21 protein-coding genes are annotated in these 21,794 nt (G+C 66.9%); 11 read left to right on the top strand and 10 right to left on the bottom strand.

Annotated features, from left to right (window positions below; translation table 11 throughout):
• Nucleotides 1–189: 189 nt before the first annotated feature.
• The 5 genes from KZX42_RS16770 (at nt 190) to alr (ending at nt 6,616) form a co-directional block, all read left to right on the top strand.
• Complete coding sequence (locus KZX42_RS16770; protein ID WP_248121271.1) at nt 190–2,640, top strand: TonB-dependent receptor; 2,451 nt, start codon at nt 190–192, stop codon at nt 2,638–2,640.
• A 150-nt stretch (nt 2,641–2,790) separates the two neighbouring features.
• Entirely contained in the window at nt 2,791–3,171 is a 381-nt protein-coding gene (locus KZX42_RS16765) for a hypothetical protein (RefSeq protein ID WP_248121270.1), read from the top strand.
• 128 nt (nt 3,172–3,299) lie between these two features.
• Nucleotides 3,300–4,787 (top strand): replicative DNA helicase, encoded by a 1,488-nt coding sequence (locus KZX42_RS16760; RefSeq protein ID WP_248121268.1) that lies wholly within the window; start codon nt 3,300–3,302, stop codon nt 4,785–4,787.
• Nucleotides 4,788–4,791: 4 nt separating this feature from the next.
• Nucleotides 4,792–5,478, top strand: coding sequence for a phytanoyl-CoA dioxygenase family protein (locus tag KZX42_RS16755; protein WP_248121266.1), 687 nt, complete (start codon nt 4,792–4,794; stop codon nt 5,476–5,478).
• 76 nt (nt 5,479–5,554) lie between these two features.
• Entirely contained in the window at nt 5,555–6,616 is a 1,062-nt protein-coding gene (gene alr, locus KZX42_RS16750) for an alanine racemase (protein WP_248121264.1), read from the top strand.
• On the opposite strand, the gene KZX42_RS16745 is transcribed toward alr, so the two are convergent.
• Nucleotides 6,610–7,248: a Yip1 family protein gene (locus KZX42_RS16745; RefSeq protein ID WP_248121262.1), complete on the bottom strand. Its 639-nt coding sequence runs from the start codon at nt 7,246–7,248 to the stop codon at nt 6,610–6,612. The two genes, alr and KZX42_RS16745, sit on opposite strands and share 7 nt — an antisense overlap.
• Nucleotides 7,249–7,441: 193 nt before the next feature.
• Between KZX42_RS16745 and radA the strand changes: the two genes are divergently transcribed.
• The 4 genes from radA to KZX42_RS16725 all read left to right on the top strand — a co-directional run bounded on the left by radA (nt 7,442) and on the right by KZX42_RS16725 (nt 11,800).
• The gene (gene radA, locus KZX42_RS16740; protein ID WP_248121260.1) at nt 7,442–8,812 is read left to right on the top strand and encodes a DNA repair protein RadA; all 1,371 of its coding nucleotides are present in this window, start codon (nt 7,442–7,444) and stop codon (nt 8,810–8,812) included.
• A 31-nt stretch (nt 8,813–8,843) separates the two neighbouring features.
• The gene (locus KZX42_RS16735; protein ID WP_248121258.1) at nt 8,844–9,440 is read left to right on the top strand and encodes a CvpA family protein; all 597 of its coding nucleotides are present in this window, start codon (nt 8,844–8,846) and stop codon (nt 9,438–9,440) included.
• 27 nt (nt 9,441–9,467) lie between these two features.
• A complete protein-coding gene (gene purF / locus KZX42_RS16730; protein WP_248121256.1) occupies nt 9,468–10,973 on the top strand; it encodes an amidophosphoribosyltransferase in 1,506 nt (501 codons plus the stop codon).
• Between the two features lie 74 nt (nt 10,974–11,047).
• Entirely contained in the window at nt 11,048–11,800 is a 753-nt protein-coding gene (locus tag KZX42_RS16725) for an SDR family NAD(P)-dependent oxidoreductase (protein ID WP_248121255.1), read from the top strand.
• A 3-nt stretch (nt 11,801–11,803) separates the two neighbouring features.
• On the opposite strand, the gene KZX42_RS16720 is transcribed toward KZX42_RS16725, so the two are convergent.
• The 8 genes from KZX42_RS16720 to KZX42_RS16685 all read right to left on the bottom strand — a co-directional run bounded on the left by KZX42_RS16720 (nt 11,804) and on the right by KZX42_RS16685 (nt 18,496).
• Nucleotides 11,804–12,331 carry an NUDIX domain-containing protein gene (locus KZX42_RS16720; protein ID WP_248121253.1) on the bottom strand — a complete coding sequence of 176 codons (528 nt, stop codon included), beginning with the start codon at nt 12,329–12,331 and terminating at the stop codon, nt 11,804–11,806.
• Nucleotides 12,332–12,335: 4 nt separating this feature from the next.
• Nucleotides 12,336–13,955, bottom strand: a complete 1,620-nt coding sequence (gene der / locus KZX42_RS16715; RefSeq protein WP_248121251.1) for a ribosome biogenesis GTPase Der — start codon at nt 13,953–13,955, stop codon at nt 12,336–12,338.
• Nucleotides 13,956–13,986: 31 nt separating this feature from the next.
• The gene (locus KZX42_RS16710) at nt 13,987–15,366 is read right to left on the bottom strand and encodes a PQQ-binding-like beta-propeller repeat protein (RefSeq protein ID WP_248121249.1); all 1,380 of its coding nucleotides are present in this window, start codon (nt 15,364–15,366) and stop codon (nt 13,987–13,989) included.
• Between the two features lie 23 nt (nt 15,367–15,389).
• A complete protein-coding gene (locus KZX42_RS16705) occupies nt 15,390–16,160 on the bottom strand; it encodes a tetratricopeptide repeat protein (protein WP_248121247.1) in 771 nt (256 codons plus the stop codon).
• A 79-nt stretch (nt 16,161–16,239) separates the two neighbouring features.
• A complete protein-coding gene (panB, locus tag KZX42_RS16700) occupies nt 16,240–17,076 on the bottom strand; it encodes a 3-methyl-2-oxobutanoate hydroxymethyltransferase (RefSeq protein WP_248121245.1) in 837 nt (278 codons plus the stop codon).
• A gap of 59 nt (nt 17,077–17,135) precedes the next feature.
• On the bottom strand, nt 17,136–17,537 hold the full coding sequence (locus KZX42_RS16695; protein ID WP_248121243.1) for a hypothetical protein: 402 nt from the start codon (nt 17,535–17,537) through the stop codon (nt 17,136–17,138).
• Nucleotides 17,527–18,081, bottom strand: coding sequence for a sigma-70 family RNA polymerase sigma factor (locus KZX42_RS16690; protein WP_248121241.1), 555 nt, complete (start codon nt 18,079–18,081; stop codon nt 17,527–17,529). Before KZX42_RS16690 ends, KZX42_RS16695 begins: the two co-directional genes overlap by 11 nt.
• A gap of 25 nt (nt 18,082–18,106) precedes the next feature.
• Nucleotides 18,107–18,496, bottom strand: a complete 390-nt coding sequence (locus KZX42_RS16685; RefSeq protein ID WP_248121240.1) for a DUF6249 domain-containing protein — start codon at nt 18,494–18,496, stop codon at nt 18,107–18,109.
• Between the two features lie 176 nt (nt 18,497–18,672).
• On the opposite strand from KZX42_RS16685, the gene KZX42_RS16680 reads away from it, so the two are divergent.
• Nucleotides 18,673–18,912, top strand: coding sequence for a hypothetical protein (locus KZX42_RS16680; protein WP_248121238.1), 240 nt, complete (start codon nt 18,673–18,675; stop codon nt 18,910–18,912).
• A 7-nt stretch (nt 18,913–18,919) separates the two neighbouring features.
• A complete protein-coding gene (locus tag KZX42_RS16675; protein ID WP_248121236.1) occupies nt 18,920–19,729 on the top strand; it encodes an endonuclease/exonuclease/phosphatase family protein in 810 nt (269 codons plus the stop codon).
• Here the strand turns inward: KZX42_RS16675 and KZX42_RS16670 are convergent.
• Nucleotides 19,722–20,069, bottom strand: a complete 348-nt coding sequence (locus tag KZX42_RS16670) for an ArsC family reductase (RefSeq protein WP_248121234.1) — start codon at nt 20,067–20,069, stop codon at nt 19,722–19,724. The genes KZX42_RS16675 and KZX42_RS16670 overlap by 8 nt on opposite strands.
• Between the last annotated feature and the right edge of the window lie 1,725 nt (nt 20,070–21,794).

Below are 21,794 nucleotides of genomic sequence, written 5' to 3'. Positions count from 1 at the left end.
CGGATTGACCCGCCCCATATCCGCCCCGATATGGCCATGAACATTGGGCGACGCGCTTGTCGTCCTGGGGAACTCTGAATGTCCAAGCCACGTCTTCGTGCAGTTTTTCTGCCGCCGCACGCCCGATGTCGCCTCCAGGCCATCCCTCAAAAGCTCACGCGCCAAGACCAATAACAGGACACTCTCTCGATGCGCCGCCCAACCTTACAGACTTCCGCCTCCGCCCTGCTGATCACGGCCTCGGCCTTCGCCCTGATGACCGCCACGCCCGCCCTGGCCCAGCAACAGCCCCAGGCTGACAACGTCGACGACATCGTCGTCACCGGCACCCGCGTCGCGGGCCGGTCGAGACTCGACTCCGTCGCGCCCGTCGATGTGGTCACCGCCGAGGCCCTGCAGCAGCGCGGCTCGACCGAACTGGCCACCCAGTTGGCCGCCAGCGTCCCGGCCCTGAACTTCCCGCGCCCCTCCGCCACCGACGGCACCGACTCGATCCGCCCGGCGACCCTGCGCGGCCAGGGGCCGGATCAGACCCTGGTGCTGGTCAACGGCGTCCGCCGTCACGCCACGGCCCTGGTCAACACCAACGGCTCGGTTGGACGCGGTTCGGCCGCCGTCGATCTGAACGCCATCCCTTCAACGGCCATTGAGCGTATCGAAGTGCTCCGTGACGGCGCAGCGGCCCAGTACGGATCGGACGCCATCGCCGGGGTGCTGAACCTGCGCCTGCGCCAGGCTTCCAGCGGCGGCGGCGCCAGCGTCACCTACGGCGGCTATCTGACCGACTTCACCGGCTTCTACGGCGGCGGCAAGGACATCAGCGACGGCGAGGCCCTGACGGTCGCGGGCTGGCAAGGCTTCGGTCTGGGCTCCGACGGCTTCCTGACCGCTTCGGTCGAGTATCGCGACCGCGCCCGCACCAACCGCAGCGACATCGACCCCCGCTTCACCCCCGCCGAGGTGCGCGGCGGCCAGGGCGACCCCGAATCCGAGGATCTGGCCATCTATCTGAACGCCGGCAAGCCGCTGGGCGCCGGTTGGGAAGCCTATGGCTGGGTCGGGTATCAGACGCGAGACGCCTCGGCGGCCGCCTTCTACCGCACGCCGACCGACAACGCCCAGAACCCCGCCTACGCCTCGGGCCGCGTCTATCCCAACGGCTATCTGCCCTACATTCTGACCGACACCACGGACTGGACGGCCACTGGCGGTCTGAAGGGTCAGGCGGGCGGTTTCGACATCGACGTCAACCTCGGCTACGGCAAGAACGAGATCAGGTTCGACGCCGAAAACACCCTGAATCCGTCGCTTGGGCCGACCTCGCCGACCAAGTTCTACGCGGGTTCTCTGACCTACGATCAACTGGTCTTCGGCATCGACGCCAGCCGCGGCTACGACGTCGGCCTGTATGGCCCGCTGAACGTCGCCTTCGGGCTGGAGGCGCGCCGTGAGTCCTATCAGATCGGCGCAGGCGAACCGGGCTCCTATCAGCGCGGGACCTTCCTCAACGTCAACGGCACGGACCTTAACTGGGGCTCGCGCGGCTTCACCGGCTTCACCCCCGCCAATGTGGTCGACAAGGACCGGAACAACGTCGGCGTCTATGTCGATCTGGAAGGCGAACTGTTCGAGAACTTCACCGCCTCGGCGGCGGTCCGTTACGAGGACTATTCCGACTTCGGCGACAACGTCTCGGGCAAGATCGCGGCGCGCTACGATTTCACGCCGGCCTTCGCGGTGCGTGGCGCGGTCTCGACCGGCTTCCGGGCGCCCAGCCTGCAACAGCAGTATTTCACCCAGACGGCGATCCTCTACATCAACAACGTGCCCTATGAGACCGGCACCTTCCCGTCCGTCAGCCCGGTGGGCGCGGCCCTGGGCGGCACGCCGCTGGAGGCCGAGACCTCGACCAACTATTCGCTGGGTCTGGTCTATCGCAAAGGCGCGTTCGAGCTGACGGCCGACGCCTATCGCATCGACATCAAGGATCGGATCATCCTGTCCGAAACCCTGACCGGCAGCGCCACGGCGGCGGCGGGCAGCAACGCCCGCGCCATCTTCGACCTGCTGCAGCCCTATGGCGCCACCGCCGCCCGCTTCTTCATCAACGGCGTCGACACCGAGACGACGGGGCTTGATGTGGTCGCGCGTTACCGGGTGCTGTCCGACGTCGGCTCGCTGGACTTCACCCTGGCGGCCAACGTCAACGACTTCGACGTGACCAAGACGCCGCAGACCCGTTCGGGCATCCTGCCGACGCCGGCCTCCCTGTTCGCGCGCCAGGCCACCCTGCGCTTCGAGGAAGGCACCCCGCCGTGGAAGACCGTGTTCCAGACCGACTGGACGCGCGGCAAGCTGGGCGGCACCTTCCGCGCCACCGGCTATGGCGACGTCCTGGCGCCGGGCGCGACAGAGGCCACGGACCTGCAACTGGGCGTCGGCCTGGTCGTCGATGTCGAGGCCCGCTACGCCCTGAACGACCGCCTGACCCTCGCGGTCGGCGCGGACAATGTGCTGGACGAATACCCGCGCCAGATCCAACGGGCCAACAACACCTCCGGCGCCTTCCCCTTCTCCAACTTCTCGCCCTACGGCTTCAACGGACGGTTCGTTTACGGCCGCATCGCGCTGAAGTGGTGATCGCTCGAAGCTGAACGATCAGACGGGAAAGGGCGCTCTTCGGAGCGCCCTTTTCTTCGATTGGGGACCGTTTTAGTTGTGCGCCACCTCTCGCCCTGATTGCGCCACAGATGAAAGGTGAAGCTTCGCCTTCAACCTACGGGGCCCGATATGAAGATCAGAACGATTGCGGCGGGGGCCTTGGCGCTTTCGCTAACAGCCAACGCCATGCAGGCCATGGCGATGCAGTCCATGACGGTGCAGGAGTTCGTGACCACCGCTAACCGCATTCCTCAGAATCCCACGGCTCTGCTGCGCGCCGACACGCGCCGGCTGATGGCCGAGTTCCGCAGCGCCGCTCGCACTGTGCGGGCCGAGCAAGCCGCAGCCACGGCGGCCGGCCGTCCCCCAGCCACCTGCATGCCCGAAAAGGTCGGTTTCTCGCCAGACCAGATCCTGACCCGCTTCAACGCCATTCCGCCAGCGCGGCGAAGCATCACTGTGACCCAGGCGATGCGAGAATGGATGGCGGCGGACTATCCGTGTCGCTAACGGCGGACCTTCTGCTGACAAGCTACCATTGAGGAATTCCGGTTCGTCCCCAGCCGGGACGATCTGTCCACGACGCTGGCGGCGTCCCGGTCTGACGCAGGCGTGTGAGAGGGCTAAAGCGTTAATCGATGAACGCCTTCGCCCCCATGCCCTTCTCGTCCTCGCCCATGGAAACCGGCGGCGTCAGTTCGATGCCGCACAATCTGGAAGCCGAGCAGGCGCTGCTGGGCTCGCTGATGTTCGACAACGCCGTGTTCGAACGGCTGAGCGACCGCCTGCGCGGATCGCATTTCTACGAGCCCTTCCACCAGCGTCTGTACGACGCGATCGAGGATCACATCCGCCAGGGCATGCTGGCCGAACCGACCATTCTGATGGAGCGGTTCAAGCAGGACCCCGCGTTCCAGGAGTTCGGCGGCCTGCGTTACCTCGCCGACCTGGTGGACCGGGCGCCCCCCGCCGCCAACGCCCCCGACTACGCGCGGGTCGTCTATGACCTGGCGCTGCGACGCGACCTGATCCGCATCGGCGGCGAGATCATCAAGGAGGCGCCCAACCCGGAGACGCCCGCCGACGAACAGATCGAACAGGCCGAACAGACCCTCTATTCCCTGGCCGAGACGGGCAAGCCCTCGTCCGGCTTCGTCAGCTTCTCGCACGCCCTGTCCGGCGCCGTGCAGATGGCGGCCGAAGCCTATCAGCGCGACGGCAAGCTGGCGGGTCTGGCGACCGGCCTAAACGATCTGGACCGCAAGCTGGGCGGTCTGCACCCGTCCGACCTTCTGATCCTGGCCGGTCGTCCGTCGATGGGCAAGACGGCGCTGGCCACCAACATGGCCTTCAACGTGGCCCGCGCCTATCAGTGGGAGCCGACGCCGGAGGGGCGCAAGACCGTCAACGGCGGGGTCGTCGCCTTCTATTCTCTGGAAATGAGCGCCGAACAGCTGGCCATGCGTATTCTGGCCGACGCCTCGGGCGTATCGTCGGACAAGCTGCGCAAGGGCGAGATCGACGCCTCGGACTTCGGCAAGCTGCGCGATGCGGCGGTCGAGATCGGAGAAAGTCCCCTCTACATCGACGCCACCGGCGGCCTGTCCATCTCCAAGCTGGCCGCCCGCGCGCGTCGCTTGAAGCGGATGGAGCATGGTCTCGATCTTATCATCGTCGACTACCTGCAACTGGTGACCACCGGCGAGAACAGCCAGAAGAACCGGGTGCAGGAGGTGTCCGAGATCACCGGCGGCCTGAAGGCCCTGGCCAAGGAGCTGTCCGTGCCGATCATCGCCCTGTCGCAGTTGTCGCGTCAGGTCGAACAGCGCGACGACAAGCGCCCGCAACTGTCCGACCTGCGTGAATCTGGGTCGATCGAGCAGGACGCCGACTGCGTGATGTTCGTCTATCGCGAAAGCTACTACCTGGGCCGGGCCGAGCCCAGAGAGGGCACCGAGGAACACCTGCAATGGCAGCAGGACATGGACCGCCTGCAGGGCCAGGCCGAGGTCGTCATCGGCAAGCAGCGCCACGGCCCCATCGGCATCGTCAAACTGGCCTTCGACGCCGACACCGTCCGCTTCGGCAACCTGGCGCATGGCTATGAAGAAGTCAGCTACGAATAGGGATGTGAACGCCGCCGCTCGGGCGGACACGCTGACGCTGGGGCCGGACGGCGCCGAACGCCGCCGGGCCGCCGTCTCGCACCATCTGCATGACATCGAAACGGCTCTGGCCGCCCTGCCCAAGGATCAGGCCGGCGTTCGCATTCAGAACGCCAAAGCCTTAAGAGGGGCATTAGGTCGGGATGGCGCCATTGGCTCTCTCGCCGCGCAGACGCTCGGCCAAGCGGCCCGTCCGGTCCGCGCCGTGCTCTTTGACAAATCCGCCGCGAATAACTGGGCGCTGGGTTGGCATCAGGACCGCACGATCTGCGTCAAGGCGCGAGAGGATACCCCCGGCTTTGGCCCGTGGTCGACCAAGGCGGGGATGCAGCACGTCGCACCGCCTTTCGACCTCTTGGCCCGCATGGTCACGGTCAGGGTTCATCTGGATCACGTGCCGGCGGGCAACGCTCCGCTTTTGATCGCGCCGGGATCGCACCTAAAAGGCCGCCTGCCCATCGACCGCATAGACGAGATCGTTCAGGCGTGCGGGGTCGTGGCTTGCGACGCCGAGGCGGGCGACGTCTGGCTTTACTCCACCCCAATCCTGCATGCCTCCAACGCCGCCGACACGCCTGATAGGCGCAGGGTGTTGCAGATCGACTATTCCGCCGACGATCTGCCCGGCGGCCTTCAGTGGCTGGGCGTCTAGGTCCAATCGACAACCCCTCTGGTCTCGTCACCCGCTCGGGGCTTCCATCAGGGCGGCATTGGCGCATAAGAGCCTGATGCGCGACCCGATCACCGCCCCTGCCCTCCTGTCCGTCGATCTGGACGCCCTGGCCCGCAATTATCGCACCCTGGGCCAGGTCAGCGGCCTGCCGGTGCATCCGGTGGTCAAGGCGGACGGCTACGGCCTGGGGGCGCAGGCCGTGGCGCAGCGGCTGATGGCCGAGGGGGCCGACACCTTCTTCGTGGCGCGCGCGGCCGAGGGGCTGCGGCTGCGATCCGCGCTGGGGCCGCAGGGCGCGGGCGGGCCGATCATCTATGTGCTGGACGGCTGTCGCGAGGGCGAGGCTCAGGCTCTGAAGGCGGCCGACCTGCGGCCGGTGCTGAACCATCCCGCCCAGATGCAGACCTGGACAGCGGCCGGCGGTGGGACGTGCGGCTTGCAGATCGACACCGGCATGAACCGGCTGGGCCTCCGCCCCGAGGATGCGCCCGAGATGTTCGACGGCCTGGCGCTGGTCTTGACCCATTTAGCCTGCGCGGACGAACCGGCCAATCCGATGAACCGGCGCCAGCGTGACCTGTTCGCCGGCGTGGTCGGTCGCTATCCCGGCGCGGTCCAATCCTTCGCCAACTCCAGCGGTTGTTTCCTGGGGGCGGATTTCGCCTTCGACGCGGTGCGGCCAGGCATATGCCTGTATGGCGGCGGACCCGAGGGGCGGCCCGATGCGCGCATCGCCGCCGTCGCCACCTTGACCGCGCGCGTGCTTCAGGTCCGTGACGTGCCGGCGGGCGAAAGCGTCGGCTATTCCCAGGGCTATGTCGCCGACCGTTCGATCCGCATCGCCACGGTGGCGGCGGGATACGCCGACGGTCTGCTGCGCGCCTATTCCCCCACCGGCGCGGTCTTCGTCGCCGACGAGACGCGCCCCCTGCTGGGCCGCGTGTCGATGGATGTCTGCGCGGTGGACATCACCGGCCTGGACGTCGCCGTGGGCGATCCGGTCGAACTGTTCGGACCGAACCGCCTTCTGGACGATGCGGCGGCGGCGGCCGGGACCATCAGCTATGAGCTGCTGACCTCGATCACGCCGCGGGTGCCGCGGGCCTATTCTCAGTAGCCGCTGGCGCCGAGCGCTGCGACCCCGTGCGTCGTCAGCACGAAGGCTGCTGCGACCATGCCGACGATCACGCCCATGATGACGCCCAGCACGATGCCGGCCAGCAGGATCACGATGTAATAGACGACCTTCTTGTCCTCCGGCGCCTTCATCAGGATCGGCAGACCCAGGAACAGCAGCACCAGGCTGTAGATCGCGCCGATCAGGGCGATCAGGCCGCCGGCGACCGGGATCAGGTTGGCGATACCGGCGATCCAGGCGGCGGTGTAGGAATAGACGGCCAGCTTGTGGGCCTGAACCGGATTGGGCGTGGCGCCGAAGCTGGAGGCCAGCGCATTGATGATGACGCCCAGGATGAAGACCCCGGCCAGCCCCAGAACATAGGACAGAACCGCCAGAATCAGGGCGCCGACGACGCCTTGATGCAGGAAGACCAGGCTGGCGATCAGGGTCGCGATCGGACCGATGGCCGCCAGGATCATGGCGTAGCGCGTGTAGAGGCTGTTGACCGTGGCGAACTCGCGGTCGATGACCAGCCACTCGGCCTTGGGCTGCAGCAGTATTCCCTTGATGCGGGCGGTCAGGGCTGGATCGACGGCGGGTTGCGACGAGGGGGGCGTCGGATCGGTCATGAATCAAAATGCCTTTGAGATAGGAAGCCGGGTCGAATACTGATGTTACGTCGCTCACCAACGCAAGCGCCGTGCGACATATTCTCAAATACTTCGTAATGGCGAAGGTTGCCTCTGCGACCGTCTTTGTCGTGAATGGACGGCAATGAGCTGCGATGGGCCGGCGAATCGGTCGGTCTGCTAAAGGAAGCTCATGGCTCGCGATTCCGCTCTCTATGTCTGTCAGTCCTGCGGCTCGGTGCATGGCAAATGGGCGGGCCAGTGCAGTGGCTGCGGCCAGTGGAACACCCTGACCGAAGAAAGCCGCTCGGCCCCGCCAGGCGCGATCAAACCCTCGGCCGCCGCCTCGGCCCGCACGCGCGGAATACAGTTCGAGACCCTGCAGTCCGACACGCCAGAGCCGCCGCGCATCACAACGGGCGTGGCCGAATTCGACCGCGTCTGCGGCGGCGGCGTGGTGCCCGGCTCGGCCATTCTGCTCAGCGGCGATCCCGGCGTGGGCAAGTCCACCCTGTTGCTGGAGGTGGCGGCCAAGGCGGCCCTGCGCGGCGCGCGCGTGGCCTATATTTCGGGCGAAGAGGCGGTGGAGCAGATCAGGGCGCGGGCCAAACGGATGGGCCTGGCCGATGCGCCGGTGAATCTGGCGGCCGCGACGGCGCTTCGCGACATCCTGGGCACGCTGAAGCGCGAAAAGTTCGACATCGTCATCGTCGATTCCGTCCAGACCCTGTGGTCCGACGTCCACGACAGCGGCCCCGGCTCGATCACCCAGGTCCGGGCCTGCGCCGGCGAACTTGTGCGTCTGGCCAAGAACGACGGCCCCGCCATCGTCCTGGTCGGCCACGTCACCAAGGATGGCCAGGTCGCCGGCCCGCGCGTGGTCGAACACCTGGTCGACGCCGTCATGACCTTCGAGGGCGAACGCGGCTATCCCTTCCGCATCCTGCGCGCCGGCAAGAACCGCTTCGGCGCCACTGACGAGATCGGCGTGTTCGAGATGGGCGACAGCGGCCTGCGCGAAGTGGCCAATCCGTCCGCCCTGTTCCTGGGCGAGGGCAAGGAGCGCGCGCCGGGCGCCGCCGTCTTCGCCGGGATCGAGGGCTCCCGGCCCGTGCTGGTCGAGATGCAGGCCCTGGTGTCCAAATCCGCCTATGGCACCCCGCGCCGGGCCGTGATCGGCTGGGAGACTGGGCGCCTCGCCATGGTGCTGGCCGTGCTGGAGGCCCGCTGCGGCTTCGGCTTTGGCGATCAGGACGTCTATCTGAATGTCGCGGGCGGCCTGCGGATCAACGAGCCGGCGGCGGATCTCGTCGCGGCGGCGGCCCTGATCAGTTCGGCGACCGGCGTCTCCCTGCCCCAGGGCTGCGTCGTCTTCGGCGAGATCGGTTTGTCCGGCGAGGTCCGCAGCGTCGGCCGCGCCGAGGCCCGCCTGCGCGAGGCGCAGAAGCTGGGCTTCGACCAGGTTCTAGCCCCGCCCCTGACCGCCAAGACCAAGGGGGTTAAGGTGACGTCCGCGACCCGCCTGACGGATGTGGTCGAACGAATCTCGCAGAACCGCTATTAGGCAGGCGTAGCAGCCGCAGGATCCCGCAAGCGTGACCGGATACGACGTCTTCGCCATCGTGGTGATCCTGTTCTCGGTCGCGGCCGGCTGGGTGCGCGGGGGCGTGCGCGAGATCATCACCCTCCTCAGCGCCACCCTGGCGGCTCTGGTCGCCCTGATCGCCCTGCCCTGGACGGCCGGCGTCGCCCGCGCCTTCGTCGATCCCGAGTGGGCCGGGTCGATCCTGGCCGCCGTCCTGACCTTCTTCGTGGTCTATTTCGGCCTGCGCCTGATCGGCGGCATGCTGTCCAAGGGCGCCAAGGACCATCCGCACCTCGGCGTGCTGGACCGCGTTTTCGGCTTCGTCATCGGCGCGGTGCGCGCCCTGGTCCTTATCGGAGCGGTTCATCTTGTGATCGCGGCGGCCCTGCCGGGCGAGCGGACGCCCCGCTGGCTGGCCGACGCGGCCCTCTATCCAGTCAGCGCCATGGGCGCGCGGATGATCCAGATCGTCCTGCCCAGCATCGGGCGCGGCGCCGACGCCATCACACCCGTTGTCGATTCGTCCGTACGCAGGGGGTTTTCCGAAGACGAAGCCTTGCCCCCGACGCAATCACGGCCTAACTCGCCGCGCGAAGCCGCCCGTTAAGTTTCCCCCGGTCATCGGAGCCCCACGATGCGCCACCATATCGCCGATCCCGTCGTCCACCGCGAACACTGGCGCGAGCCGGAGGACGATCAGCTTCGTCTGGAATGCGGCGTCTGCGGCGTGTGGGGCGCGGACGAGGACGAAGGCTCTTCGGTCGTGGCTCTGGGCCTTCACGCCCTCCAGCATCGCGGCCAGGAAGCCTGCGGCATCGCCAGCGTCAAGGACGAGCGTTTCTACACCGAACGTCACCAGGGGCTGGTGGGCGAGGCCTTCGGCGGCGCCGATCTAATGACGCGGATGCCGGGCCGCGCGGCCGTGGGCCACACCCGCTATTCCACCGCCGGCGGCAGCTTCCTGCGCAACATCCAGCCGATGTTCGCCGATCTGGACCAGGGCGGCATCGCCATCGCCCACAACGGCAACCTGACCAACTTCAAGTTCCTGCACAGCCAGCTGGTCAGCGAAGGCGCCATCTTCCAGTCGACCTCGGATTCCGAAGTCATCCTCCACCTGATCGCCCGCAGCCGCAAAGCCAAGATCGTGGACCGCTTCATCGACGCCTTGGCGCGGATCGAGGGCGGTTACGCCCTGGTCGCCCAGACCCGCACCAAGATGATCGGCGCGCGCGACCCGCTGGGCATCCGTCCGCTGGTGCTGGGCCAGTTGGGCGACGGCTGGGTTTTGGCGTCCGAGACCTGCGCTCTGGACATGATGGGCGCCACCTTCGTGCGCGATGTCGAACACGGCGAGATCGTCGTCATCGACGACAGCGGACTGCGCTCGCTCAAGCCCTTCCCGGCCCGCGCGGCCCGACCCTGCCTGTTCGAATACGTCTATTTCTCGCGCCCGGATTCGGTCGTGAACGGCCGCTCGGTTTATGAGGTCCGCAAGGAAATGGGCCGCGGCCTCGCCCGTGAACTGGGCGTCGAGGCCGATATCGTCGTGCCGGTTCCCGATTCCGGCGTTCCGGCGGCCCTCGGCTATGCCCAGGAAAGCGGCATCCCCTACGAAATGGGCATCATCCGCAGCCACTATCTGGGGCGCACCTTCATCCAGCCCAGCCAGGGCGCCCGACAAAAGGGCGTCCGCATGAAGCACAGCCCCAACAAGTCGGCCCTGGCCGGCAAGCGGGTCGTGCTGATCGACGACTCCATCGTGCGCGGCACCACCTCGCTGAAACTGGTCCGCGCCGTGCGCGCCGCCGGCGCCGCCGAGGTTCACCTGCGTTCGGCCAGCCCGCAGATTCTCTTCCCCGACTTCTACGGCATCGACATGCCCGAGCGCGCCCAGTTGCTGGCCGCCAACAAGACGCTGGAAGAGATGCGGGAGATGCTGGAGGTCGATTCCCTGGGCTTCCTGTCTATCGACGGCCTGTATCGCGCCATGGGCGAGATCGGCCGCAACGCCGCCGCCCCCCAGTTCACCGACCATTATTTCACCGGCGACTACCCCACCCGCTTGCTGGATCGCGAGATCGAGGAAGGCGGCCGCGAGTTCGGCGCCAAGCAGCTGTCTCTGCTGGTCAGCGCCTAGGGCCAAATCTGATACCGATCAGGCTCTAGGTCTCGGCTCTTGGCTTGAAGGGGCGGGCCGCGCTATCAGCGGCCATGTCCGAACTTCCCCTGAACGACCGTATCGCCCTCGTGGTCGGCGCCTCGCGCGGCATCGGTTATGAGAGCGCCCTGGCCCTGGCCAAGGCCGGCGCCCACGTCATCGCGACGGCGCGCACCCAGGGCGGTCTGGAAGAACTGGACGACGCCATCTTCGCCGCCACCGGCCGCCATGCGACCCTGATCCCCTTCGATTTGGTGGACGGCGGGGCCATCGACCGGCTGGGCGGCGCCATCTTCGAACGGTTCAAGAAGCTGGACATCTGGGTCCATTGCGCCGCCACCATGGGCCCCTCGGGCCTTACGCCGGTGTCGCACGCCGACCCGCGCGAGTTCGCAAAGGTCGAGAAGACCAACTTCACAGCCGTCTATCGCCTGATCCGCTCGCTGGAGCCCTTGCTGCGCGCCTCCGACGCCGGCCGCGCCATCCACTTGACCACCAGCGTTGCGACCGCGCCCAAGGCCTTCTGGGGCATGTACGCCGCGACCAAGGCGGGCGCCGAAGCCCTGGTGAAGGCCTGGGCCGACGAGATCGAGAGCACGCCCGTCCGCGTCAGCATCGTCGATCCCGGCCGCATGCGCACCGCCATGCGCGCCCAGGCCTATCCGGGCGAAGACCCGTCCGTCCTGCCCGACCCGTCCGAGATCGGCCCCCTGGTGGTGGACCTGGCGCGCGCGGACACGACGCCGCCGCTGACGATCAAGTTCCAGGAATGGCGGTCCGGCCCCTCGGTCGAAGCCCTGATCTGAGGACTACGTCCCTGCCCGCCTTCGTTCATCCCCGGACGATGGCGCTGCGGGGGCGGGCGGATCTTGGGTCAGACCCTTCAGGATCTCCGCCAGATCGTCCGGCCAGATCGTCTCTGCGCTCGCCCGAATGTCGGCGGCGGTCCACCAGCGGTGCTCGCCCAGAACCGTGCGCTCCTCCTCGGTCCAGCCGGCCGAGGACAGGTCAAAAGCCTCGGCCCGCAACAGAAAGAACCGCTGGTCCACCCGCGCCATGCGTCCGTCAGGCAGGCGGAAACACTCTATGCGCTGGGCGACCTGCGAACCGGGATCATCGACCGTCAGGCCAGTCTCTTCGAACAGCTCGCGGCGCGCGGCGTCCTCAAAGGTTTCGCCGGCCTCGCACCCGCCGCCGGGCGTCGCCCAGAAGGCTGTGCCGGCCAGCGGCCCCTCGGCATAGTCAAAACGGAACAGCAGCACCCGCCCCTGCTGGTCCACGATCAGCCAGCGCGAGGTCGGTCGATCAGGCAGGACGGGCGCAGCCGCCTCGCTCACGCCGTCACTTCTTGGCGCCGCCCTTTTGGCCCGTGCGCACCCGGCCTGAACGCGAGACCTGCCGCGCGCCGCCCCGGGCGCCCTTCTGGACCGCCACGGACGATCCGGCCTTCTTGGACGCGCTGGCCTTCAGGCCGCCCAGGACCTTGGGCTGCGCCTTGCGCGTCTTCTTCTGCTCCAACGCCTTGCCGGGCAGTTTGGACAGAGCCTCTTCCTTCTCGGCCTTCTTGACGCGGCGCGGCGCGGTCTTGGCGTCGCCCTTGTAGCGTTCGGGCCCAGACTTCGCGCCGCCCTCGGCATAGGGGTTCACGCCGCTGGACTTGACGTTCAAGCGGATCGGCGTTCCCGGCAGGTCGAAGCTCTCGCGGATCGAGTTGACCAGATAGCGCTTGTAATGCTCCGGCATCGACTCGGCGCGATTGGCCATCAGCACGAAGGTCGGCGGGCGCGCCTTGGTCTGGGCGATGTATTTCGGCTTGATCCGCTTGCCGTCCACGGCGGGGGGCGGGTGCCGCTGGGTGGCCATCGACAGCCAGGTGTTCAGGTCCTTGGTCTTCACCTTGACCGACCAGGTGTCATAGGCCTGAAGTACGGCCGGCATCAGCCGTTCGACCCCACGCCCTGAGTGCGACGACAGGGCCACGAAGGGCGATCCCTTCAGTTGCGGCAGCTTGTCCTCGGCCATGCCCTTCAGCTTGGCCATGCGGGACTGCGGCTCGTCCTCCAGGTCCCATTTCGACGCCACATAGACCAGGGCGCGCCCCTCGCGCTCGACCAGGTCGGCCAGCTGCAGGTCCTGGGTGTCGAAGGCGTCGTCCTTGTCCATCATCAGGATGACCACTTCGGCGAAGGTGATGGCCCGGATGGTGTCCGCGACCGACAGCTTCTCCAGCTTTTCCTGCACCCGCGCCTTGCGACGCATTCCGGCCGTATCGACCAGCCGGATGTTCTTGCCTTCGAACTCCCAATCGACCGAGATCGAATCGCGCGTGATCCCCGCTTCCGGCCCGGTCAGCAGGCGGTCGTCGCCGATCAGGCGGTTGATCAGGGTGGATTTGCCCGCGTTCGGGCGGCCGATCACGGCGATGCGGATCGGCTTGTCCGGCTCGTCGATCTCCTCGACGAAGATGTCCTGAGAGGCGGCGACGATGGCGGCGTAGAGATCGGCCATCCCCTCGCCATGCTCGGCCGAGATGGCGACGGGTTCGCCAAAGCCAAGGCCGTGCGCCTCGCCCACGCCGCCGCCGCTCTCGCGGCTCTCGGACTTGTTGGCCAGCAGGATGATCGGCTTGTGCACCTTGCGCAGCCGCTCGGCGAAGATGCGGTCCAGCGAGGTCACGCCCTCTCGCGCATCCATCATGAACATGATCAGTTCGGCGTCATCCAGCGCGGCCTCGGTCTGCTCGCGCATCCGGGCTTCCAGACTTTCGTCGGTGACGTCCTCGTACCCCGCCGTGTCGATCAGCGTCAGGTCCATGTCGCCGATGTTGCCGTCGGCATAGCGCCGGTCGCGGGTCACGCCGGGGCGATCGTCGACAAGCGCCAGACGCTTGCCGACGAGGCGGTTGAACAGGGTCGACTTGCCCACATTGGGGCGGCCGACGATGGCGACCTTCAGAGCCATGTCGGCTTTCTAGCTTAGTTCGGGCTGAAAATCAGCGGATGCAGATCAGCTGGCCGTTGTCGGTCAGCACGTAAAGGGCGCCGTTATAGGCCGCCGGAGCGATATAGGCGGGCGCGCCCAGTTTCAGCGTGGCCTGGGCCGCGCCGGTCTTGGGATCGAAGGCCACCGCCTCGCCGAACGAATTGACCATCACCAGCCGGTTGGACGCCAGCAGCGGTCCCGACCATTGCGGGCGGATGGTGCGGCGGCCGAAGGTCAGGAACCCGCCCTCGCGGCGTTCGCGCCCTTCGTTCAACTCGCGCGTCCAGTAGATCTGGCCGGTATCGCGGTTGACGGTGATCAGCTGGCCCGACTTGGACACCACGAACACGGCGTCGCCGACCGGCAGGGGCGCGTTGACGCCCGTCACCGGCAGTTGCCACTTGGGCTGGCCCGAACGCAGGTCCAGGGCCGACATCACGCCGGAATGGCTGACGCCGAAGACCATGCCGCGGCTGATGACCGGGCGTCCGGCCACGTCGCGAACCTCGGACAGGGCGCTGGTGCGGCTGGTGCGCGACAGGGTCTCCTCCCACACCGCCTGGCCGTTCAGGGTGCTGAGCGCGACCAGCTGGCCCGAGGCGAACGGTGCGACGACCGTGGTGCCGCTGACCGCTGGGCTGGAGGCGCGCATCACCCGCGCCGGCTCGGCGATGCCGCGATAGGTCCAGTCCTGGGCGCCGGTCGTGGCGTCAAAGGCGAACAGCTGGCTGTCCACGTCGACCACGAAGACCCGGTTGCCCGAAACGGTCGGCGCGCCGTGGATCGGGGCGTCCACCTGCTGGGTCCAGACCACTGCGCCGGTGTTGGCGTCCAGCGCCGACATGGAGCGATAGCCGGAAGAGACGAACACCTTGCCCGCGCCGACGGCGACGCCGCCGCCGAAGCCGCCGTTGCGATCACGCTCGGCGTTCTTGACGTTGACCTTCCAAAGCACCGCGCCGGTGTCGGCCGACACCGCCGAAACGGTCGATTCGCCGTCCAGCACGAAGATCTTGCCGTCGGCGGCCACGATCGGCGCCATGACGTTGCCGACGCGCGCCGAGCCGGAGCCGATGCTGCGCTTCCAGGCGACCTGGAAGTTGGGAGCGGCGATGACGTGTTCGACCAGGTTCTCGGCCGTGCCGCCGGGCTGGGTCCATGATGTGACCGCCTGCGGGCCGGGCAGGAAGTAGTCGCGGCCGGACAGGGCGGCGGACGGCGCCAGCTGCTGCTCGAACTCCAGCACCGAGATTCGGTCGCCGGCAGAGGCCGTCGCCTTGGGGGCGTCCTTGCCGCCCAGGCCGAACGGCAGGTTGCGGCGCACGGTGCCGCACGACGCCATGGTCGCAGCGACGCCGCAGATCAGCGCGACTTTCAGAACTCGGTTCATCTGGGGCGTCCTAGAAGGGGTCGTCACTGTTGGGCGGGCGCGGCGGCGGGCGCCGCAGCAGCCGCAGAGGGGGTCATGGCGTTGGCGGCCCCGGCGGCGGGCGGCGTGGCCTTGGCGGCGTCGCGAATAATGTCGGGTAGCGCGCCGGCGGTGGCGGCGTCGATGCTTTCCACCGCGATCTGGGCGCGCTGGCGGATAGAATCCGGTACGTCCTGGCCCAGCTGCAGCTGGACGAAGGTCTCGCGCGCCTCCTTGGTCTTGCCGTGCTGCAGACGCGCCAGGGCCAGGGCTTCCTGGGCGAAGGCGTGCAGCGGGCGCTTGTCGTCGGCCAGCGGCTCAAGCCGCTTCTCGATCTCGGCCAGGGGGGCGGTGTCCATGACCAGGAAGGCGGCCTTCAGCGCGGGCGGATCGGACAGGATCGGATCGCTGGACGCCTTGGACGCCTCGTCGAACAGGCGAACGGCGTCGGGGAACTTGTTGGCGGTCACGGCCAGGCCGGCCTGCTGCTGCAGGGCCAGGACCTTATAGGCGCCGTTGCCTTCCTTGACCGCTTCTTCGAAGGCGGCGCGGGCGTCCATCGGCTTGTCCGCGCGCAGCGCCTCCATGCCGCGATCATAGGCTTCGGCGGCCTTGGCGGCCTTGTTGGAGTTCAGGCTGTCCCAGCCCCACCAGCCCAGGGCGCCGATCAGGGCGACGACCAGCACGACGCCGAAAACCGGCAGCCATGTGCGGGCGAGGCGCTTCAACTTAGCGGAGCGAAGCTCCTCCTCGACCTGCTCGAAGACATCAACCACTTAAACGTCGCCCCAAAATCGCGAAATGCAAACCGGCGCGGACCCTAGAAGGTCGGCGCATGGGCCGCAACGTCGTCCGTTACTGCGACGCCGGCTTTTTCGAGAAGTAGGTCTCGACTTCGGCAGGAAAACGGCGGGTTTTCACATCGGCGGCGAATGCGGCGGCGGCCCGGTCGATCTCGCCGCGCAGATCGGCGTATTTGCGAACGAACCGGGGCGTCCAGTCGAACATCCCCAGCATGTCGTTGATCACCAGCACCTGACCATCGCAGGCGGCCGAGGCCCCGATGCCGATGGTGGGGACATCGATCGTCTCGGTGATCTCGCGCGCCAGCGATTCCGCCACGCCTTCGATGACGATGCAGAAGGCCCCGGCCTCGGCCGTCGCCCTGGCTTCGGCCTGCACCCTCTCACGCTCGCCGTCGGTCTTGCCCTTGGCCTTGAACCCGCCCTCGGCCAGAATCGCCTGGGGTCGCAGGCCGACGTGGCCCATCACCGGAATGCCGCGCTGGACCAGAAAGGCGACGATCTCGGCCATTTCGATGCTGGTCTCCAGCTTCACCGCCTGGGCGCCCGTCTCCTTCATGACCCGCACGCAGTTGGCGTAGGCGATCTCCTTGCCGCCTTCGTAGGAGCCGAACGGCATGTCCACCACGACCAGGGCGCGCCTGGCCCCACGCATCACGGCCTGGCCGTGCAGGATCATCATCTCCAGCGTCACGCCGACCGTATTGGGCAGACCGTGCACCGCCATCCCCAGGCTGTCGCCGACCAGCAGCACGTCGCAATGCGGGTCCAGCATCGCCGCCATCGGCGCATCATAGGCGGTCAGGCAGACGATCGGCTCGCCGCCCTTTCGCCCGGCGATATCGGGGGGCGAGATCCGCTTCACGGTCTCCTGAGTGTGGATGGACATGCGGCGGGCCTCCTGTCTGAACGGGGTTCAGATAGGCCGCCGGGCCGCCGAAGTCACCTTCAGACGTCCTGCGACAGCCGCGCGGCCCCCGCGGCCAGCACCGCGACCATGGCGCCGGCCACGATCCAGAAGGCCAGCATCCCCGAACTGCCGCTCAGGTCCAGACCGCCAACGCCCAGGGCGTCCAGCCCGTTCTGCGCCGCGCCCTGGGCGGTCGCCGCGGCCGCCCGCATCCCCTGCGACAGAGTGGCGTCGCCATCGGCGGTGAAGTCCAAGTTGACCCCCTCGCGCACCGCCAGCACTCCGCCGACCAGCCCCGCCGCCGTCAGCGTCAGCGTGCGCCAGCGCGACCGCTTCTCCAGCCGCGTCTGCAGCGTAGCCAGGAACAGGGCCTCGTCGGCCAGGCGCGGGCTCTGCGCGAACATCCGCTCGATCGCCGGATCGAATTCGTCAGCCGACATGCACCGACCTCCCTTCGCCTTGCGCCGGCGAAAGCCGGGCGCGGAGTTTATCCAGACCACGTTTGACATGGGATTTCACCGTTCCGAGCGGCAAATTCATGGCTGCCGCGATTTCGGGGTGGGACATCCCCGCGCCGTGGCACAGGGACACGCACACCCGTTCGGTCTCGTTCAGCGACTTCAACGCCTCGTCCAGGTCCATCAGCCCGCCGCGATCCACCGTGATCCCGGCCTGATCGGCCTCCACCTCGGCGACGTAGCGCGCCTCCTTGGCCACCCGCTTCAGATAAAGCCGCGCGGCGATCTTCTTGATCCAGCCCGCGAACGTCCCCTGCCCTCGAAACTCCGAACATCGCTGGAAGCCCTGAAGAAAGGCGTCCTGCGCCACGTCGTCGGCCAGGGACGGCGCCGCGCCCATGCGGCGCAGCAGCCCGCGCACCGCCGAACCATGCCGCCGGACCAGTTCGCCATACTCCCGCCGTCCGCCGGCGGCCGCCTGGGCCGCCAGCTCGACGTCGTGGAAATCGCGCAAGGATTTGCTCATGACGCTCCCCCCTCTCAGGCGAAGGTCACGCCTTGTTCGGGTTGAAGAAGCCCAGGACGATGAAGGCGATGCCGATGGCGATGGGAATGCAGGCGATGCCCAGCAGCGGATTGCCAATCCCCCCGTTCCACTGGTTGCCGCTCAAATCGCTGAGCAAACCAAAGCCGCCGATGCCCAGGCCGGTCGCCACGCTCAAAACGCCCTTGCGAATATCCTTGGTGCGCGACGGCAGGTTCTTTTCGACATCCTTGGTCATGGCGTCGATCAGTTCGGGCGGCAGGGTCTGCCCATTATCGACCGCATGGCGCACGGTCAGCTGCATCTCGCGCCGGTCGCGACTTTTCAGGAAGGACGGCCCCACGATCACGGCGACGATGGAGGCGAAGACGATGAAAACGATGACGACGGGGGTCATGGCGCGGTCCTTCTTGGTCGATTTCGGCAGCCTGATGCGGCGGCCTTCTGACGACAAGAGGCTGCGGGATGCCCGCACGGATGCGCCCCCTCACGTGAAATCTTCGTAAGGTCGTCGTTCCCGCCGTCGCCGGTTCGGTCTAGGGTCGGCCCTTATCAACCACAGGAGCGCACGCCATGGCCCACGTCACCTATCGCATCGTCGAACACGACGGCGGCTGGGCCTATCAGTCCGGCGACACCTATTCCGAAACCTTCGCCAGCCATGACGCCGCCAAGGCCGCCGCCGTCCGCGCGGCCCGCGAGCAGAAGGTGCCGGACCAGACCGCCGCCATCGAATACGAGACGGCGAACGGCGAATGGGTCACCGAAAGCGCCGACGGGCACGACCGCCCCAGCACGGACGTCGAGGGCTGATCGCCGCGTGATCGTGCGCCGCACCCTGCTGGCCGCCGGGGCGCTCGCGCCGCTATCCGCATGCGCCACCACTCCGGCGGCCCGGCCCGGCGGCGAACTGACGCTGGCCACCTTCAACATCTGGCACGATCAGGGCGACTGGACCGCGCGCCGTCCGCTGCTGATCGCGGCGCTGAAGGCGCAGGACGCCGACGTCATCGCCCTTCAGGAGGTGTTGCAGGACGCCGCCGTCGGGCTGGAGAATCAGGCGGAAATGCTGGCGCGCGAACTGGGCGGCTATCGCGTCGCCTTCGTCTCGACCGACGCGGAGGGCGCGCCCCGACGCTACGGCAACGCCCTTCTGACCCGCCTGCCCGTCCTGGCCGAGGCCTCGACGCGGCTGGAGCCGCTGGACGATTATCGCACCGCCCTGCGTCTTCGCGTCTCGGTTCGGGGTCGCCCCGTCGACGTCGTCGTCACCCATCTGGCCTGGCAGGACGACGCGGGCCCGGTGCGCGCGCGCCAGATCGCGTCCTTGCTGGACTGGCTGCCCCACGACGGCGCGCCCCTGGTCGTCATGGGCGACTTCAACGCGACCCAGGAGGATTCCGGCCTGTCCGTCCTGACCGGCCCTCGCTTCTTCAGCGCCCTGCCGGGCGGATCGGTCGCCACCACCCTGAACCCGGCAAAGGGCCACCCCAACCGCGTCATCGACCACATCTTCGCCGAGCGGTCAGACTTCACGCCCATCCAGGCCCATCTGTTCGGCGACATCGCGACCAACGGCGAATACCCGTCCGACCATTTCGGCGTGACGGCGACCCTCCGCCTTATCTGAGCGCCGCCGCGTAAAGCTCGGGCTTGAAGCCGACCAGACGACGGTCCCCCAGGTCCAGCACCGGCCGTTTGATCATCGACGGCTGGGCCAACATCAAGGCGATGGCCTTGTCCCTGTCGATCCCCGCCTTGTCCGCGTCCGGTAACTTTTTGAACGTGGTCCCGCCCCGGTTCAGCACCGTCTCCCACCCATGTTCGTCGATCCACTGACCCAGCCGCCCCGCATCCGCCCCGGCCTTCTTGTAGTCGTGAAACACATAGTCGACCCCGTTTTGCTCCAACCACACCCGCGCCTTCTTCACCGTGTCGCAGTTGGGGATGCCGTATAGGGTGTAGGTCATTGTTCCTCGGTGGATGTCGGGTTTGGGTTCGAGAGTCAGTAGCGCAAATCGACCCGTTGCGGACATTTGAGCAGGGCGTAATCTTCCCCAATGAAAAGAACCCACGTGGCCTTGATTGGGATGGTCAGCCTTACAGCGTGCGCCACCACGTCGGGGCCGCGAAGCTATTTGACGCCATCGGAAGCCCTCTCCCGCGCCGCCACGCTCGATGGGACTCGGGTGACGGTTGGCGGAGTTGTGGATTTAGGGACGAATTCCCGCTGCCTTTTCGATTCGGTGGAGGCAATCCGGGTTCGCAACGGCGACGGATCGAGAGTTCTCACCCTATCCGAAGGCGACCGCCTTCTTGAACATAGAGCGGACCTGAACCATCGCTTCGTCATCGTAACGGGCACATTCAAGCGAGTGTTCAATGAGCCGGACGTGCTGGACCTCTACCAGTGTAACGAGGCCGGGATTGAGCAGGACTTTGTCCGGAGAGCGCGCCGTTAACGGGCGTCCGCGTTCAACCCACAACTGCCGTTCGCAGCATCCGCTTAGGGGCAGTCTTGGGCGTCCTGCGCGCAAGCCGAGATTATCGGCCAATCTCTGTAGAGCTGGTAGAACGAGGGCCCGCGCCAAATCAAAAACGTTAACAACAGGATGGCGGCGATGGTCAACAGGATGCGTGTCCGCTGCTTCATATCCTCCACGCTATAGATTCCAACGTCCACTTCCCGCCCCAAGCCGCAGTCCGGCGGGTCCGCTTTTGGGCTGTGGTGCCGACGTCCGCTTTCCGCGCTGGAGTCGATGTCGTGGTCCGACCCGTACCGGACCTTGCCTATCGCGAGCCTCGCTACTCGTAGGCTTTACCCTTTTGAAGAAGGGCAAGGCGAGGCAGCGCCTCTGCCTTGGAGGCGAACACCTTGAAGAAGGGGTAGGTAGGGCTTGTCTCGGCATTGAAGGTCAAATGCACGAGCGCGACCCTGCCGTCCGATAAGGTGAAGGCAACGTCCTTGTTCGGCCATGCGATCCGCCACGGAATCAAGTCTAACCCGTAAAGTGGATGTTCCGGACAAAGCTCGCGCTTTAGTTCTGCATGAAGGGTCGTGACCTCGTCACCCTCGACCTCTCGCCACTCCCCGTGCCTGTGCATGGACCAATGCATAGCCAAGGGAATGGCTGGAAACCACCCTTAGCTGACGCCGACCGCAACCGCTTCCAGGCCGAGAGGCCTGCGTCCTCTTTCGGCGGTGAAGCGCAAGACTGAAATCGACCCTTAGCGGACCTTCGATAGGCTGCTTGCCCGACCGATCCAGACAACGCATGGTCAGTGCATGGCACTCGCGCACTATCCACTCGCAGTTCCGGCAGATCGTCTGATGGCGGACATCGAGGCGCGACGAGTTTCCGACCCGAACGGTCGTGTAGGATACGAGTGCCTGTTCATCGCGACGAAATCCACCAGACCAGCGATGGCGTTCGAACTCTTACCGGACGCCGTCAGTTCTCGGGACTGGAGAGCGCACGTTGTCGAACGGGTGAGCCGAGCAAAGAGAGACGCTCGAGAGGGCGAGGCTGTCTACTTCGAGCCTTATGGCGACAATGTCCGCTAAGCACCGATACCGTTGAAAAAGTCGGCAATTGCCACGGGCTTCAGGGGCTGATTCACTCTGGTCATTGAGACCGGAGGCAGCGTGATGATGGGCGAGCGGCGGGTCGATCAGGCGGCCCTGTTCTATACTT

It is taken from the genome of Brevundimonas sp. EYE_349 (genome assembly GCF_023147505.1).
Taxonomy (GTDB): domain Bacteria; phylum Pseudomonadota; class Alphaproteobacteria; order Caulobacterales; family Caulobacteraceae; genus Brevundimonas.
Note: the sequence above shows the minus strand (reverse complement) of the source record. Positions and strands in the feature narration are given on the sequence as shown.